General features: G+C 59.8%; 16 protein-coding genes. 6 read left to right on the top strand and 10 right to left on the bottom strand.

Translation table 11 applies throughout. From position 1 onward, the window contains the following. The first annotated feature begins 322 nt into the window (after nt 1–322). Nucleotides 323–1,363 carry a non-homologous end-joining DNA ligase gene (gene ligD, locus RLCC275e_RS24125; protein ID WP_130707972.1) on the top strand — a complete coding sequence of 347 codons (1,041 nt, stop codon included), beginning with the start codon at nt 323–325 and terminating at the stop codon, nt 1,361–1,363. Nucleotides 1,364–1,508: 145 nt separating this feature from the next. On the opposite strand, the gene RLCC275e_RS24130 is transcribed toward ligD, so the two are convergent. The 6 genes from RLCC275e_RS24130 to RLCC275e_RS24155 are packed head-to-tail and all read right to left on the bottom strand — an operon-like array spanning nt 1,509 to nt 6,541. Then, on the bottom strand, nt 1,509–1,805 hold the full coding sequence (locus tag RLCC275e_RS24130) for a YciI family protein (protein WP_033183180.1): 297 nt from the start codon (nt 1,803–1,805) through the stop codon (nt 1,509–1,511). Then, nucleotides 1,802–2,650: an intradiol ring-cleavage dioxygenase gene (locus RLCC275e_RS24135; RefSeq protein WP_033183179.1), complete on the bottom strand. Its 849-nt coding sequence runs from the start codon at nt 2,648–2,650 to the stop codon at nt 1,802–1,804. The genes RLCC275e_RS24130 and RLCC275e_RS24135 overlap by 4 nt, the downstream gene beginning before the upstream one ends. Before the next feature lie 20 nt (nt 2,651–2,670). Next, the gene (locus RLCC275e_RS24140; RefSeq protein WP_033183178.1) at nt 2,671–3,729 is read right to left on the bottom strand and encodes a maleylacetate reductase; all 1,059 of its coding nucleotides are present in this window, start codon (nt 3,727–3,729) and stop codon (nt 2,671–2,673) included. Between the two features lies 1 nt (nt 3,730). After that, the gene (tsdA, locus tag RLCC275e_RS24145) at nt 3,731–4,711 is read right to left on the bottom strand and encodes a gamma-resorcylate decarboxylase (RefSeq protein ID WP_033183177.1); all 981 of its coding nucleotides are present in this window, start codon (nt 4,709–4,711) and stop codon (nt 3,731–3,733) included. Nucleotides 4,712–4,758: 47 nt separating this feature from the next. Continuing rightward, the gene (locus RLCC275e_RS24150; protein WP_033183176.1) at nt 4,759–5,991 is read right to left on the bottom strand and encodes a flavin-dependent monooxygenase; all 1,233 of its coding nucleotides are present in this window, start codon (nt 5,989–5,991) and stop codon (nt 4,759–4,761) included. Between the two features lie 10 nt (nt 5,992–6,001). Then, the gene (locus tag RLCC275e_RS24155; RefSeq protein ID WP_003562470.1) at nt 6,002–6,541 is read right to left on the bottom strand and encodes a flavin reductase family protein; all 540 of its coding nucleotides are present in this window, start codon (nt 6,539–6,541) and stop codon (nt 6,002–6,004) included. On the opposite strand from RLCC275e_RS24155, the gene RLCC275e_RS24160 reads away from it, so the two are divergent. The 5 genes from RLCC275e_RS24160 (at nt 6,441) to RLCC275e_RS24180 (ending at nt 9,619) form a co-directional block, all read left to right on the top strand. Beyond that, complete coding sequence (locus RLCC275e_RS24160) at nt 6,441–6,689, top strand: hypothetical protein (RefSeq protein WP_165402845.1); 249 nt, start codon at nt 6,441–6,443, stop codon at nt 6,687–6,689. The genes RLCC275e_RS24155 and RLCC275e_RS24160 overlap by 101 nt on opposite strands. 53 nt (nt 6,690–6,742) lie before the next feature. Continuing rightward, nucleotides 6,743–7,195 carry a MarR family winged helix-turn-helix transcriptional regulator gene (locus RLCC275e_RS24165; protein WP_003562469.1) on the top strand — a complete coding sequence of 151 codons (453 nt, stop codon included), beginning with the start codon at nt 6,743–6,745 and terminating at the stop codon, nt 7,193–7,195. 181 nt (nt 7,196–7,376) lie between these two features. Beyond that, nucleotides 7,377–8,678 (top strand): MFS transporter, encoded by a 1,302-nt coding sequence (locus RLCC275e_RS24170; RefSeq protein ID WP_171816967.1) that lies wholly within the window; start codon nt 7,377–7,379, stop codon nt 8,676–8,678. A gap of 271 nt (nt 8,679–8,949) precedes the next feature. Continuing rightward, nucleotides 8,950–9,183, top strand: coding sequence for a BrnA antitoxin family protein (locus RLCC275e_RS24175; protein ID WP_033183174.1), 234 nt, complete (start codon nt 8,950–8,952; stop codon nt 9,181–9,183). Between the two features lie 40 nt (nt 9,184–9,223). Then, nucleotides 9,224–9,619 carry a hypothetical protein gene (locus RLCC275e_RS24180; RefSeq protein WP_033183489.1) on the top strand — a complete coding sequence of 132 codons (396 nt, stop codon included), beginning with the start codon at nt 9,224–9,226 and terminating at the stop codon, nt 9,617–9,619. Between the two features lie 108 nt (nt 9,620–9,727). Here the strand turns inward: RLCC275e_RS24180 and RLCC275e_RS24185 are convergent, their stop codons facing one another. The 4 genes from RLCC275e_RS24185 to RLCC275e_RS24200 form a co-directional block, all read right to left on the bottom strand. Next, complete coding sequence (locus tag RLCC275e_RS24185) at nt 9,728–10,627, bottom strand: carbohydrate ABC transporter permease (RefSeq protein WP_033183173.1); 900 nt, start codon at nt 10,625–10,627, stop codon at nt 9,728–9,730. Between the two features lie 23 nt (nt 10,628–10,650). Continuing rightward, a complete protein-coding gene (locus RLCC275e_RS24190; RefSeq protein ID WP_003562463.1) occupies nt 10,651–11,583 on the bottom strand; it encodes a carbohydrate ABC transporter permease in 933 nt (310 codons plus the stop codon). Between the two features lie 83 nt (nt 11,584–11,666). Continuing rightward, nucleotides 11,667–12,971, bottom strand: a complete 1,305-nt coding sequence (locus RLCC275e_RS24195) for an ABC transporter substrate-binding protein (protein ID WP_033183172.1) — start codon at nt 12,969–12,971, stop codon at nt 11,667–11,669. Between the two features lie 146 nt (nt 12,972–13,117). Then, nucleotides 13,118–14,185, bottom strand: coding sequence for an ABC transporter ATP-binding protein (locus tag RLCC275e_RS24200; protein WP_033183171.1), 1,068 nt, complete (start codon nt 14,183–14,185; stop codon nt 13,118–13,120). Between the last annotated feature and the right edge of the window lie 124 nt (nt 14,186–14,309).

A 14,309-nucleotide genomic window follows, 5' to 3' on the forward strand; every position in this document is an offset into this window, starting at 1 on the left:
ATGCAACTGAGGCCGCACCGGGACGACTGCTCGGCCCGATCCAGATCCGGCAGCGAATTCGGGACTTGGAATACGGGAGGCATCTCCGCGTTAAGTCTTTGAATTGAGATTCGTTTCGCCTCGGAACAATCGGCCGAATGATTCGGTTGAGTCGCGTTGTTGCCATCGAAGCGAAGAAGAAACAGATGAAAAAGCGGTACAGGGCAAAGCCCAAGACCAGCGAAAAGCAAGGGCCGGCACCGAGCAATGTCATCAGAATCATGAGTGCTCGGCGCAAGCCGGTCGAAGTGGAAAACCGATCGAGGAGGCGTCAGACTTAATCATGAAACGTCCGCGCCGCCCACTGCCCTTGCTCGACGAATCTCAGTCAACGCTGCAGTCTCGTCCGATCCGCAAGCGCGATCCGGACCAGCCCAGTCTGCCCTTCGATCCTATGCCGTCGCGCGTCGAGCCCTGTCTCGCGCTGCTGAAGCCAACTGTGCCCGTTGGGCCGGATTGGCTCTATGAGGTGAAGTTGGATGGCTATCGATTGGCAATCCACGTTGAGCCGAAGGGCGTGCGGGTCATCACCCGCGGCGGCCATGACTGGACCCACCGCTTCCCCACCATCGCCGCCGCAGCGAAACGGCTTGGCGTAACGACCGCGATCCTCGATGGCGAGGCCGTTGTGCTCGATGATCATGGCCGCTCGGATTTTGGCGCCCTGCAGCGTTCGCTCGGCGGGCGGGGCGGCAAGCGAGCATCGACCGAGTCGATCCTCGTCGCCTTCGACCTTCTCTATCTCGATGGACACGATTTGACCGGCACCGAGCTCGACGTACGCCGGCACCTGCTTGAAGACCTGATACCGGAAGGCGATGATCAGGCGATCCGCATTTCCGAAAAGATAGAGCTGCCGGCCGAAGACCTTCTCGAGCACGCCTGCCATCATTATCTGGAAGGCATCATCGCCAAGCATCGCGACCGACCCTACGGCAGTGGCCGCACGGGCGACTGGCTGAAGATCAAATGCGTCCAGAGTGAGAGCTTCATGATCGTCGGTTACGAGCAGTCCGCATCCGCCCGCGGCGGCATCGGCAGGCTGCTGCTGGCCGGCAGACAAGGCCTCGACTGGATTTACGTTGGCTCCGTCGGAACCGGCTTCAGTGCCAGCGATGCTGAATACCTGAAAAAGACGCTGGACCGGTTGAAGACGAGCCGGCCGGTCGTTCCGCTGAATGGCAAGCGCCTCGTCCTCGTGCAGCCGACGCTGATCGCCGAGATCGAGTTTCGCGGCTGGACGGATGACGGCAATCTCCGCCATGCCTCGTACAAGGGGCTGCGCGAGGTTCAAGACAACGCCGCTGTCTTCGATATGACCTAGAACAGGATGATTTTAGGCCGAGTCGGCCTAAAATTTGAATCCTGTTCTAAATTAAAGAGTTAGAGCATGATGTCGTCCGAAAACCGCTCACACTTTTCGGCATCATGCTCTGGATCTGATCGCTTTCAGCAGGTTAAAACGCCGATCAGAGACTCTCCAGAAGAAGCCCAAAACTGGGCCGCCATTCGAATATGTCGACGCTCGCGTAAACGCCGGAGCGGACAAAGGGGTCTCCTGCGCTGAAGGCCTCGAACTCGGCGAGCGTTTCGACTTGCGCGATTACGATTGCGGTGGAACCCTTGCCTTCCGCCGGCGGTGCAGAAGGTCCGGACAGCAGGATGCGAATCGCCGCGCCATGCAGATAGGCCCTATGCTCCTCGATCAATCGGGAGCGTTCGGCAGCCTTGCCGCGGTCGGATATCGCGTAGCGGGCGACGATCATTGTCTATTCTCCGACGGCGTCAGCACGAAATCGAAATCGGAGCGCCAGATCGTCGGACGATCGACACGCTCGAAAGGCGCGACCAGGCTGTTTTTGACGCCAAACACCGTATCGGATTGCAGATAGGGGTCGTTGCCGACAAAAGTGTGGGTGACCAGCTTCCGATAACCTGAAGCCGTGATTAGGTAATGGGTATGGGCAGGACGGTAGGGATGGCGGCCGAGGGACGTCAACATCTGGCCGACCGGACCATCATCCGGAATCGGATAGGAAACCGGCTTTATGCCGACGAAGCTATAGGCGCCATCTGCGCCGGTGACGAAGATGCCCCGGTTGTTCCACTTCGGCTGGATATCCGGCTGCTGGACGTCGTAGAAGCCATCGGAATTATCCGACCATACATCGATCCGGGCTCCCTCGATCGGATTGCCGTCAAGATCCAGCACCCGCCCGACGAAGAGACAGCTCTCGCCCTTGCCGTCGAGCGAGATGTTTTCACCCATCTGCCGTACGGGCGCACCTTCGACATGGAACGGTCCGAACACGGTATTTTCCGTGGCGCCTGGCGGACGCCGGTTGTTGATCGCATCCACCAGCATCGACAAACCCAGCGTATCGCTGAGCAGGATGAACTCCTGCCGCTCATCATGACAGAGATGGCCGGTACGGGTCAGGAAGCCGATGGCCAGCTCCCATTCCTCCTGGGTCAGGCTGATATCCTTGGCAAAGGCATGCAGGTGCTTGACGAGCGACGCCATGACTTCGGCAAGGCGCGGATCAACGCCCTGCCCCATCCGCGAGTTGACTGCTTCCACGGATCTCTCTTCGGTGAAATATTCAGGCACGTGGCCATCCTCCTAAAGCACTAACGCGGCCGCGCGCCCTCCCAGGCGCTCTGCAACAAAGCCCGGATCGCTTTCCGTTCGATCGGGCGCGGGTTCCAGTAGGGGTTCTGCGCGGCGAGTTCCGCTGCATGATCCAGATCGGCTTCCTTCATACCCAGATCTCGCAGCGCCACGGGGGCGCCGATCGAAGCGGCAAAATCGTAAAGACTGCTGCCCAGCGAGCCGCCAAAAAGATCGGCAGCGGGCTTTAGCGCATCCGCTGCGGCTTCAGCGTTGTAGGCAGCAGAATGGGGAAGAATGACCGCATGGGTTTCGGCATGCGGCAGGTCGAAGCTACCGCCCAGCGTATGGCAAAGCTTGTGATGCAGAGCCATTCCAACCGCTCCGAGCACCGTGCCGCACAGCCAGGAACCGTAAAGCGCTTCGCTTCGCGGCTCGATGTCCCCAGGGGCATTGACGATTTGAGGCAAAGCCTGCTTCAGCGCGCGCAAGCCCTCGACCGCCATCATCGACGAAATGGGATTGCGATCCTGTGCATAGAGACCTTCGACCGCATGCGCCATCGCATTGAGCCCGCTGCTGACGCTGATGTTGACCGGCAATCCTAATGTCAATTCAGGGTCGTAGATCACCACTTCGGGCAGGATGCCGGGCCCGCGGACCGTCGTCTTCTGCCCGTTCTCTGTCTGGCCGAGGATCGGTGTAACCTCCGACCCCGCATAGGTCGTTGCCACCACGATTTGTGGCGCGTCGTTGCGATAGGCGATTGCCTTGCCGAGACCGATCGTCGATCCGCCGCCGATCGCGACGACGCAGTCGGCGCCGGCTGCGTTATAGGCCGCCATCGCGCGCTCGGTCACATCGACCGGCGTATGCATCGTCGCATCGTGGAATAGTCCCGCCGCAAGCGGACCGAGGGAAGCAGCGATGCGTTCAGCCTCCGCTTTCTGGTGCGGGGTCGAAAGGATCAGGGCGCGTTTGCCGCCCTGCCCTGCAATCGCCTCGGCGAGACGGTTCAACGAGCCGCTCCCGAAGATCACCTGGGCCGTGCTGACCGTGTATCTGAAAGGTGCAACCATGCTATCGATCGAGTTTGAAGAGTGAAACCGCGTTGGTGCGACCGATCTTCAGCCGGTCGGCTTCGGAGATGGTCGTGCTGTCGAACCAGTTTGCAGCATGGTCGATGTTCTCGAATGGCCAGTCTGTTGAGAACAGAATTCGGTCCGCGCCGATTTCCAGCATAGCATCGATCAGCGATTGCGTGCGGAAGTTCCCCGACGTCGTGATGTAGAAATTCTCGTTGAAATAATCGGCAATGCGGCGTTTGGCCGGATAGTTCTTTTCCACCTTGACCCACGCATTCCGGTTGTCGATGCGCCACATCATATATGGCAGTCCCTCGCCCATGTGGCCAACGATGATCCGCAAAGCCGGATGTTCGTCGAACAGGCCGGATCCCATCAGGCGCAGCGCATGGACGGCAGTCTCCTGCGCGAACGCCCATGTCGGACCCATCAACCAGGAATGGCCAGCATAGATCCGGCTATCCTGCGGCAGCGGGTTGCGCGGATGCAGATAGAAGGGAACATTGAGTTTTTCGACTTCGGCCCAGAACGGTCGGTATTGCGGCAGGTCGTAGTAGAGCGGCGTCGTTCCGTCGCCTTCCTGCGAGAAGCCGTTGACCAATGCACCGACGAAACCCATCGTCGTCACGCAACGCTGCAATTCCTGTGTTGCGGCATCCGGATCCTGCAGGGGCAATGCTGCAAATCCCAGGAAGCGGTTCGGGTTCTTGACGCATTGCTCCGCCAGAAAGTCGTTGGCGCGTCGGGAAATCTCCAGGGCCTTTGCCCTATCCGGGATCGCCTGCACGGCCGGAGCGTTCAGCGACAGGATCATCTTCTCGATGCCGTGGGCATCCATCAGCCGCAAACGCTTTTCCTGGATATCGAGAAGACGGGCGGACAGTTCCGTCCAGTAGTCGCCCGGCACGAATCCAGCCGAATCCTGCAGCGTCTCGGGAATGGCGAAGTGTTCTTCAAGCGCGATCTTGCCTTGCACGATATGCTCTCTTTCCTGTCTTGAATCGAAATAATGGGGATGGCGGATCAGAATTGGCCCTTGGGCGGAAGACCGAGCAGCTGCTGGCCGGCCATGGTGCCCACGGCATCCCAGTTCATGGAAATGTGGCGCCCGACGGCATTTGCATCGCGCCATGCACGCTGGACGGGGTTGGACATCTGGAGGCCGAGGCCGCCTGTCGACGCATTGAGTGCTTCCACGGCTCGAAGGGCCAGGCTGACCGCAAAGGACTGGCTCCGACGGGCGAGAATCCGATCGTCTTCGGTGATCTCGCCGGTGCCATCCTCGCGGGCCTGGGCTAGTTGCTGCGCCCGGGCAATATCACGCAGAATGATTTCGCGGGCGGCATCCACGGATGCGGAGGCTTCCGCCACGCGAAGCTGGATCGTCGGAAACTCCGCGATCTTGTTGTTGCCACCGGCAACTGCACCACGTGTCACACGGGTCCCGATCTGGTCGATATAGCTATCCAGTGCGCCCTTCGCCGCACCGACGGCGGCGCTGCCGAGGCAGAACGGAACCCCCATGAGGAGCGGAATGTTGAAAAGGCCGATACCCTTATAGCCACGTCCGCCCGGCGTTCTGCCGGAGGTCGCATCCGGAAAGCTCAATATGCGGTATTCCGGCACGAAGACATCCTTGAGGATCAGGCTTTTTGAGCCGGTGCCCGCGAGGCCGACCACGTCCCAAGTCTCGGCGATGGTATAGTCGTCGGCGGGAACCAGAAGGAACGCCGGCACAGGACGCTCACCCTCGCCGTTTGGCGGAATGATCGCCGCACAGAGCGCCCATTGGGCATTTTCGCATCCGCTCGCAAAGGCCCAATCGCCGGATAGCCGGAAGCCACCCTCGACGCGTTCCGCCATGCGGACCGGCGCATAGGAACCGCATAGCAGCGCATCCGGATTGCTGCCCCACACCTCCTGCTGAACCCTTTCATCGAACATGGCGAGGAGCCATTGATGCGCGGAAAGCAGGCCGGCAACCCAGCCGGTGGAGGCGCAGGCCGACGACAGCTCGATATTTGCATCGACAAGCTCGGCAAACGATCCTTGATCGCCGCCGAAACGGGCCGGCTTGACGATATCGAAATAGCCGGCGGAGCGCAGCAGATCGACAGAGCGCGCCGGCACACGACCGGATTTTTCGGTATCGCGGGCGCCGGCACGGATTTCGTCCAGCACCGGGGCGATGCGATCTGCAAGACATGCTGTCTTGACCCGCGCCGAGGCGGGAAACAGGGCGGCTGTATTGTTCATGGAACTACCTTCAGTTCTGGGATGCAGGAAGCGCGTGCTGTGGCGCGCAATATTTCGAATTCTCGTACATCAGCGCGATCGTATTTTCGGAATGGCGTGTATCCACCACCTGCCCGATGAAGATCGTGTGCGTTCCGTAGGGAACTGCGCCCATGCGGCGGCAGACAACCGAGGCATGAGCGGAGCCCAGCACCATCATGCCGCGCTCATGGCGAACCCAATCGGCAGCGTCGAAGCGACGCTCAGGCGCAATCTTGCCGCTGAACCCTTCCGATACGGCTGCCTGCCTGTCGGTCAGAACGCTGACTGCGAATTCCGGCACCTCAAGCAGCATGTCATGCAGGTAGGTGCGATTGTTCAGGCAGATTATAAGAGATGGCGGATCCATCGAAAGTGATGTGACGGCGGTGGCCGTCATTCCATGATCCGCACCGTTGCGACAAGCTGAAATGACCGTCACCGTCGCCGGGAAACGGCGCATGGTCGATCGAAACGCATCGCTGATGGGTGCAGGGGCCGGCGCTATGCCAAGGGCAGCAGTGGCAGACATGATTTCCTCCCGTGTCTCCTCGGCATTTAGATTATTGCATATGCAACTATTGTCAATGCAAGTTTATAAATTGAGCGGGAAAATGCTTGCCTTACTCAGCCTTTCTCGACTGCTGAAAGCCAATCGTGTTGTCATTCCGGTAATTTAGGTGCATGTCGGAGAGAGCCCTCAGCAAGCGAAATCCCGCCAGCAGACAGAGACATGTACAAACTTACCGATTCCGTTCCGTATCTTCTCAATCGCGCCGGCGTGCGGATAGCCGAGGTATTCGCGCAGAGAATCGCCGAAGACAATCTCAGCGTGGCGATGTACCGGGTTCTGGCCATGCTCAAGGAGCGCCGGGAAAGCACCCTTGGAGATCTCGCCGACGTCGTCTCTGTCGAGATTTCGACGCTTTCGCGCCTCGTCGGCACACTGGCCAAGCGCAAGCTGGTGTCGAGAACACGTCCGGAAGATAATGGCCGTATCGTCATCGTAAGGCTGACCCCGCAGGGCGAGGCGCTGACCGAAAGGCTCATGCCGCTTGCCGTCGAGCTTGAACGCACCGCGGTTCAGGACATGTCGGACGAGGAGGTCGCAGCACTGAAGAAGGCGCTGCGTCGCATGCACAGCAACCTGCCGGCAATGTCCGGAAAGGGAAAAGTTGCGAGCTGAAAAGTTTGCAGTTGCAAATATTTTATTCGCAAGTATTTAATAGCGTGTCATCGTTGTCTTGACATGGCCCGTTTGCGGGTGAGTCTGGCGCTGGGAGGAACCACGCCGGCAACGATCCAGGAGGATTTGTACACGGATCGACGCGGACCTGCCGCTGGCAGGAGCGTACTCCTGTACGCAAATGTATGGGGAGGGAAAATTGGCCATACAAGATCTCGCTATTATCAACGAACGCGTTCGCAGCCCGAATATTATCATCGCCCTTTGCGGTCTGCTCATCCTGTTCGACGGCTACGACCTGATCGTTTACGGCGCAGTCGCGCCGGCGTTGCTCGGTGAAGCCAGTTGGGGCCTGACGCCGGGCATGGTCGGACGCGCTGCTTCCATCACCCTGTTCGGTATGTTGCTGGGCGCACTCGTTGCCGGCACACTTGCTGACAGGATAGGTCGTCGCAAGGTCATCATCGGCAGTCTGCTGAGCTTTTCCGTGATGATGATCGGCAGCGGTCTTGCGCCGAACTTTCTCGCTTTCGAGGGAACACGCTTTCTCGCCGGCCTGGGCCTTGGCGCTCTTTTTCCGACGGTAACCGCTTTGATCATCGAGTTTTCTCCGCCGAAACGGAAGGCAATGGCCTATTCGATTGCTCTTCTCGGTTATCTGGCCGGCGGCATCATCTCGGGTATCCTCGGAATGCTGCTGATACAGAAATACGGATGGCGTCCACTGATGATTATCGGCGGTGCACCGATCCTGCTTCTGCCTTTCTTCATCCGCCTCATCCCCGAGTCCCCCGAATGGCTGGCAACGAAGAACCGCCAGACCGAAGCCAACCAGATCGCAAACCAGTACGGGCTGCCCAATCCCGTAGCCAGGCCCGTTGCGTCACGCCAGGTCGGCATCCGCTCGTTGTTTTCCGAAGGTCGCCTGCTGCCGACATTGAATGCGTGGGGCATCCACTTCTGTTCGCTTCTGCTCACATTCGGCATGGTCAACTGGCTTCCGACCATCATGAACAAGATGGGCTATGACATCGGTTCTGCCCTGCTCTTCTCCGTAACGCTCAATCTCGGAGCGGCCGTCGGCCTCCTGATCGGCGCAAGGATTGCCGACCGCGGAAACGTCAAAATAGTCGTGGCAGGCATGTTTCTTCTCGGAGCCTGCTCGATCTGGCTGCTGACGCAGGTGGATCAGGGCCTCCAGGTCTATGGTCTCGTCGCACTCGCCGGTACGGGAACGATCGGTACGCAGATCCTCGCCAACGTTCTCGTTGGAAACCTCTATCCGGTTGAGATCCGCGGAACCGGCCTTGGCTTCTCGCTCGGCATCGGCCGTATCGGCGGCATGATAGGACCGGCCATCGGCGGCGCGGTTCTGGGTGCAGGCCTGGCTCCACAGTGGAACTTCTACATCTTCGCATCGGTCGGAGTCTTGGGATGCGTCCTCGCGCTCATGACATTGCTGTATCGCAAAAAGGCTGATTGACGATCAGATTGTCGGCAGGTCTGGCATCCAGAACCTGCCGGCAATGCAAACCTTGTGAAGCCGCTTCCCGATCATAGCCGACGGCTTTACGCGGTCACCGAGGCGAACGACCGGAAGCGCAAGGACAAGTGGTTTCTGCCGCCGGCACGCTGGCGATCGAGCAGGTCGGCTAAATCCCCGTGTCGTAAAACAAGATATATAGTCGACGAAGCGGCCGACATCCCGTATGCCGCTCATATGTCGCTCCGACAGGCAATAGAAAGTCACATCGATGGCAAACTCTCCCCGCAGACCTGTCAATCCAATGGATGCTGCCGAAGCGTTGTTCAAACCCGCGAAGAAGAAGCCGGAACAGGCTGTTGAGCGGCCGGCGCTGCCGAATACCAAGGAGTTTGTTTCGCTCAAGATCGACAGTGATGTGCTTGCCTTTTTCCAGGAAGATGGCCCTGGTTGGCAGGATCGGATCAACGATATATTGCGCGCCGCGATGAAGAAAAGGCTCTGACCCTGTTGCGCCATCTTGTGCGCTACGGGTGGTCGATGTGATGCCGAATGCACTCCACCGGCTTCTCAGCAGCGGCGTTGTCCACGTTCTCTTCGCCTTTTTGGCAATGGGCAGCTGGGCGGTTTTCGCCAATCGCGCGCACGCCATGCCATTGCCGCTCTATGCCGGCCTAGTGCAGGGTACGATTTCCGCCTGCCTGACGCTTTTCCTGAAATCTGTGATCGACTGGCTTTCAAAGCGCTTCGTCGGATCCGCACGATTTTGGGCGCCGCCTGTCATTGCTTGTCTCGGCTCAGCCAGCATTCTCGTGGCAATCCATGCGGCGACCGGTACGCCGGAAATACTCAAGACCATCGCATTTCCGCTGCTCGTATCGACGAGCTACGCGGCAATTTACAATTATTCGATCTCGGCAAGACGAGGTTTCGATACATGATGGGACGGCCGCTGATCCCATTTAAGCTGCGGACACGCCTATCATTGCTACTGCGCACCGGTAGCACCCAGTTGCTGCGGGAAGCAAGGGCGTGTCCGCGGTAGAATGTCACTCCTTCACCGCCCCGGTCATCGATGAGACGTAATAGTCCACGAAGAACGAGTAGAGGATGACCACCGGGAGCGAGCCGAACAATGCGCCCGCCATCAGTGCCCCCCATTCGAAGACGTCGCCGCGCACCAGTTCGGTCAGGACGCCGACCGGGATGGTTTTGTTTTCCGAGGACTGGATGAAAGTCAGCGCATAGATGAATTCGTTCCAGGACAGCGTGAAGGCGAAGATGCCAGCCGAAATCAGCCCCGGCACGGCGAGCGGTAGAATGATCTTGGTGAGAATCTGCCATCTGTTGGCGCCGTCCACCAGCGCGCTTTCCTCCAGCTCGAATGGAATCGAGCGGAAATAGCCCATCAGCAGCCAGGTGCAGAAGGGAATGAGGAAGGTCGGATAGGTGAAGATCAGCGCCAGCCGCGAGTCGTAGATTCCGAGCTTGAAGACGATGAAGGCAAGCGGGATGAAGAGGATCGACGGCGGCACGAGATAGGCGAGGAAGATGACGAGGCCGACCGAACGGGAGCCTGTGAAGCGGACGCGCTCGATGGCATAGGCCCCGAAGACTGACGCCACCAACGAAAGGAACGTGGAGCAGACCGCGACCAGCATCGTGTTCCACAGCCAGCCCGGATAGGATGTCTCAAAGAACAGGTATTTGATGTGATCGAGCGTCGCTCCCACGACCCAGAAGGGGCTGTAGTTGCTGTAGTCGGTCAGCTGATCGTTCGGTTTCACCGCGGTGATCGCCATCCAGTAGAACGGGAAGAGCAGCACGACGACGAAGACGGCCATCGGCAGGTAGAGCATCACGATCCGCCGCGGCAGGCGGTTCAGATAGCTCATACCTTCGGCATTGTCGGTCACGACCTGATCGGCGGCGTTTGAATTTATCGACATCGTCACTCTCCCTAACCCTGACCCTAATCCTGGCCGCCCTGTTGCCATTTGCGCCGTTGCAGGCCGAAGAAGCTGAACATGATGGCGCCGAGCAGGAAGGGCACCATGGCGACCGCGATGGCCGCACCCTCGCCGAGCTGACCGCCTGGAATGCCGCGCTGGAAGGATAGCGTCGCCATCAGATGCGTCGCGTTGACGGGTCCCCCCTTGGTCAGCACGTAGATGAGCTGGAAATCCGTAAAGGTGAAGAGCACCGAGAAGGTCATCACAACGGCGATGATCGGCGTCAACATCGGCAGCGTCACATAGCGGAAACGCTGCCAGTTCGTGGCGCCGTCGAGCGAGGCGGCCTCCTGCAGCGACGCCGGAATCGTCTGCAGCCCCGCAAGCAGCGAGATCGCCACGAAGGGAATGCCGCGCCAGACATTGGCGACGATGACGGATATGCGCGCATTGATGGGATCGCCGAGGAAGTTGATCGGTCCGCTGATCAGCCCGAGCTGCATCAGCGACCAGGAGATGATCGAGAACTGGGAATCGTAGATCCACCAGAAGGCCAGCGCCGAAAGCACCGTCGGCACCACCCAGGGAAGCAGCACGATGGCCCGGAAGAAGGATTTGAACGGCAGATGCTGGTTGAGCAGCATCGCCAGCCAGAGGCCGAGCGCGAATTTCAGCACCGAGGCAACGGAGGTATAGAGAATGGTGTTGAAGACCGACAGCCAGAAGACGCTGTCGTCCATCAGGAACTGGTAGTTCTCCAGCCCGATGAAGATGCCGTCGCGGCCGATCCTCGTATCGGTGAAGCCGAGCCAGACGCCGAGCCCCAGCGGATAGGTGAGAAAGCAGACGAGGAACACCGCCGCCGGCAACATGAACAGGAAGCCGAGCACATTGTTGTTCTGCAGGAGCGAAGAGATCGGCCCGCGTCTATCCTCCGGATTCACCATCGACATTGCTTATCTCCAGATTGCGTTTTGAACTCGCAGGGTGCTTGCGGCACGCCGAAGCCGGCATGCCGCTTGCTTTGAAGCGTGGCTCAGACGCGATAGTAGCGGTTTGCCCGGCGTTCAGCTTCCTTCATCGCATCTTCGGGCGACATCTGGCCGGTGACGGCGGCCGCATACATGTCGACCAGAACGTAATCGGCCATGGTCGCTGCCGAGGCATAACCAAGTGGGCCGGCATAGCCGTTCGGACGCAGCTTTTCCGAGGCACGTGCATAAGGCGCGTGGATCGGATCGGATGTCCAGATCGGGTTCTTGGCGAAAGCCTTGAGCGGCTGGCAGCAATAGGCGCTTGAGCCCTGGATCCAGGCATTCATCTGGTCGGCTTCCATCATGAACTTGATGTAGGCCTTCGCCGCTTCCGGATACTTCGTATGCTTGAAGAGAAGCAGTGAGCTCGTCTGGAAAAGCTCGACGCTCTGGCCAACCGGGCCGACGGGGAAATTCGTCGTGCGGATGTCCTTGGCGATCTCGGCGAGCTTCGGGTCGTTCTTGGCCGTGTAATAGACCGAGACGCCGTTGGCGATCAGCGACACCTGGCCCGCGAGGAAGGCGCGGTTGTTGTTGACGTCCTGCCAGCTTTCCGTGCCCGGAATGAAGGTCGCATAGAGCTCCTTGGCATAGTTGATCGACGCCAGCGTTTCCGGGCTGTTGATCGTCACCTTGCCGCCTTCGTCGACCATCTTGCCGCCGTGGCTCCAAAGCAGCCAATGGGCGTAGTTGTTGCCGTCGCCGACGGCCTTGCCGTGCGGGAAGCCGGCCGGCGTACCCTTGGCTTTCATCGCCTTGCAAAGCTCGAGGAAGCCCGCCGTGTCTTTCGGGAACTCGCTGAAGCCGGCTGCCTTCACGTGAGTGTCGCGATAGACCACCGCATTGCCGATTGCCGCCAGCGGCATGGCGATGAAGGTGTCGCCGCGCGCGGCATAGCCCTTCACACCGTCATACCAGCCGCCATACTTGTTGCCGAGATAGTTGGCGAGTTCGGTCAGGTCGACCAGCTTGTCGGGATACTGGTGGGCGTCATCGAACCAGCACATGATGAGGTCCGGGCCGGAGCCGACATTGGCCGCGACGGCCGCCTTCGGGCGGATATCTTCCCAGCTTTCCTTGTCGATGCGCACCTCGACGCCGGTCGCTTCGGTGAACTTCTTGGTGTTGGCAAGCCATGCCTCCTCGTCGCCCTTGACGAAAGGTGTCCAGCGTAGCAGCCGCAGGCTGGCGCCGCTTTCCGGTGTGTAGGTCGGTTCGGCTTGCGCGAAGGTCGGCCTGATGCCGAGGCCGGCGGCGCCGGCAACGGCAGCCGAGGCGGCAAGAAAGTCACGTCTCTTAAAACTCATGATATTCCTCCTCTTCAAAAAGCGGGTGCGAACTCCCCGACGTTCACCTCCCGCTTGGTGAACGTCGGTCCTTGCATCCCTGAAACGGGGTGCTGCCGGCCTGCGGGCGACGGGGCTCCTCCGCCCCGCGCAGCCGCTGGACGGCGTCAGTCGGTCAATCTTCGGCCGCTCTCGGCATCGAAGAGATGAACATGCGCGGCGTCGATCGCAACGCGCAGGGTCTCGCCCGGCCGCGCGCTGACGCGTTCGCGGAAGACGCAGCTGAGGTCGCTGCCGCCGAGCCTGAGGATAAGATGTGTCTCGTAGCCGGTCGGCTCGATCACCACGATTTCGCCGGGCAGCCCGTTGGCATCGAGTAAAATGTATTCCGGGCGCAGCCCGTAGACGAGGTCGCGGCCGATGGCGTCGGCTGGCGGATTGGCGACCGGGAGCGCAGTGCCGTCGGATGCCCTGAAACTTGTGGGGTTTTCGGGATCGAGCCGGCCCTTGATCATGTTCATCGCCGGCGAGCCGATGAACCCGCCAACGAAGAGATTGGCCGGCTTGTCGTAAAGCTCGAGCGGCGTGCCGATCTGCTCGACAACGCCGTCATGCATGACGACGATCTTGTCGGCCATAGTCATGGCCTCGATCTGGTCGTGGGTGACGTAGACCGTCGTCGTTTTCAGCCGCTGGTGCAGTTCCTTGATTTCGGCGCGCATGGCGACGCGCAGCTTCGCATCGAGGTTGGATAGCGGTTCGTCGAACAGGAAGACTTCCGGATCGCGGACGATCGCCCGCCCCATGGCGACACGCTGGCGCTGACCGCCGGATAGCTGGCGCGGATAACGGTCGAGCAATTTGTCGAGACCGAGGATGCCGGCGGCATATTTCACCCGCTTCTCGGCTTCCGCCTTCGGCGCCTTGTTCAGCATCAGCGAGAAGCCCATGTTCTCCTGTACCGTCATATGCGGATAGAGCGCATAGTTCTGGAACACCATGGCGATGTCGCGGTCCTTGGGCGGCAGCGTGTTGACCACGCGCCCGCCGATCTTGATCTCGCCGCCGGAAATATTCTCAAGTCCCGCCAGCATCCGCAGAAGAGTGGATTTTCCACAACCCGACGGGCCGACCAGGATCACGAATTCCCCGTCGGCAATGTCGATATCGACGCCTTTGATGACCGGAAATGCCCCGAATGATTTCCGCACATCCGCGAATTGAACGCCTGCCATACCCACTCCTCCCAGAAATCGAGCGCTACATGCTATGTATTCGTAATTTCGTATATCTTGCCGGCGGCCTTATCTTCTCAAGTCCTTCTGCCGCTGCAATCCCGCATATGCGGGTGTGCCCGGG

Source organism: Rhizobium brockwellii (assembly GCF_000769405.2).
Lineage (GTDB): Bacteria > Pseudomonadota > Alphaproteobacteria > Rhizobiales > Rhizobiaceae > Rhizobium > Rhizobium brockwellii.

What these genes read in the sequence shown, in the direction of transcription:
- RLCC275e_RS24175 (WP_033183174.1), top strand. Translation starts at nt 8,950, where the DNA reads ATGGCAAACTCTCCCCGCAGACCTGTCAATCCAATGGATGCTGCCGAA.
- RLCC275e_RS24185 (WP_033183173.1), bottom strand. Translation starts at nt 10,627, where the DNA reads ATGTCGATAAATTCAAACGCCGCCGATCAGGTCGTGACCGACAATGCC.
- RLCC275e_RS24155 (WP_003562470.1), bottom strand. Translation starts at nt 6,541, where the DNA reads ATGTCTGCCACTGCTGCCCTTGGCATAGCGCCGGCCCCTGCACCCATC.
- RLCC275e_RS24150 (WP_033183176.1), bottom strand. Translation starts at nt 5,991, where the DNA reads ATGAACAATACAGCCGCCCTGTTTCCCGCCTCGGCGCGGGTCAAGACA.
- RLCC275e_RS24165 (WP_003562469.1), top strand. Translation starts at nt 6,743, where the DNA reads ATGTACAAACTTACCGATTCCGTTCCGTATCTTCTCAATCGCGCCGGC.
- RLCC275e_RS24130 (WP_033183180.1), bottom strand. Translation starts at nt 1,805, where the DNA reads ATGATCGTCGCCCGCTACGCGATATCCGACCGCGGCAAGGCTGCCGAA.
- RLCC275e_RS24200 (WP_033183171.1), bottom strand. Translation starts at nt 14,185, where the DNA reads ATGGCAGGCGTTCAATTCGCGGATGTGCGGAAATCATTCGGGGCATTT.
- RLCC275e_RS24140 (WP_033183178.1), bottom strand. Translation starts at nt 3,729, where the DNA reads ATGGTTGCACCTTTCAGATACACGGTCAGCACGGCCCAGGTGATCTTC.
- RLCC275e_RS24190 (WP_003562463.1), bottom strand. Translation starts at nt 11,583, where the DNA reads ATGTCGATGGTGAATCCGGAGGATAGACGCGGGCCGATCTCTTCGCTC.
- RLCC275e_RS24170 (WP_171816967.1), top strand. Translation starts at nt 7,377, where the DNA reads ATGTATGGGGAGGGAAAATTGGCCATACAAGATCTCGCTATTATCAAC.
- RLCC275e_RS24195 (WP_033183172.1), bottom strand. Translation starts at nt 12,971, where the DNA reads ATGAGTTTTAAGAGACGTGACTTTCTTGCCGCCTCGGCTGCCGTTGCC.
- ligD (WP_130707972.1), top strand. Translation starts at nt 323, where the DNA reads ATGAAACGTCCGCGCCGCCCACTGCCCTTGCTCGACGAATCTCAGTCA.
- RLCC275e_RS24160 (WP_165402845.1), top strand. Translation starts at nt 6,441, where the DNA reads ATGACCGTCACCGTCGCCGGGAAACGGCGCATGGTCGATCGAAACGCA.
- RLCC275e_RS24180 (WP_033183489.1), top strand. Translation starts at nt 9,224, where the DNA reads ATGCCGAATGCACTCCACCGGCTTCTCAGCAGCGGCGTTGTCCACGTT.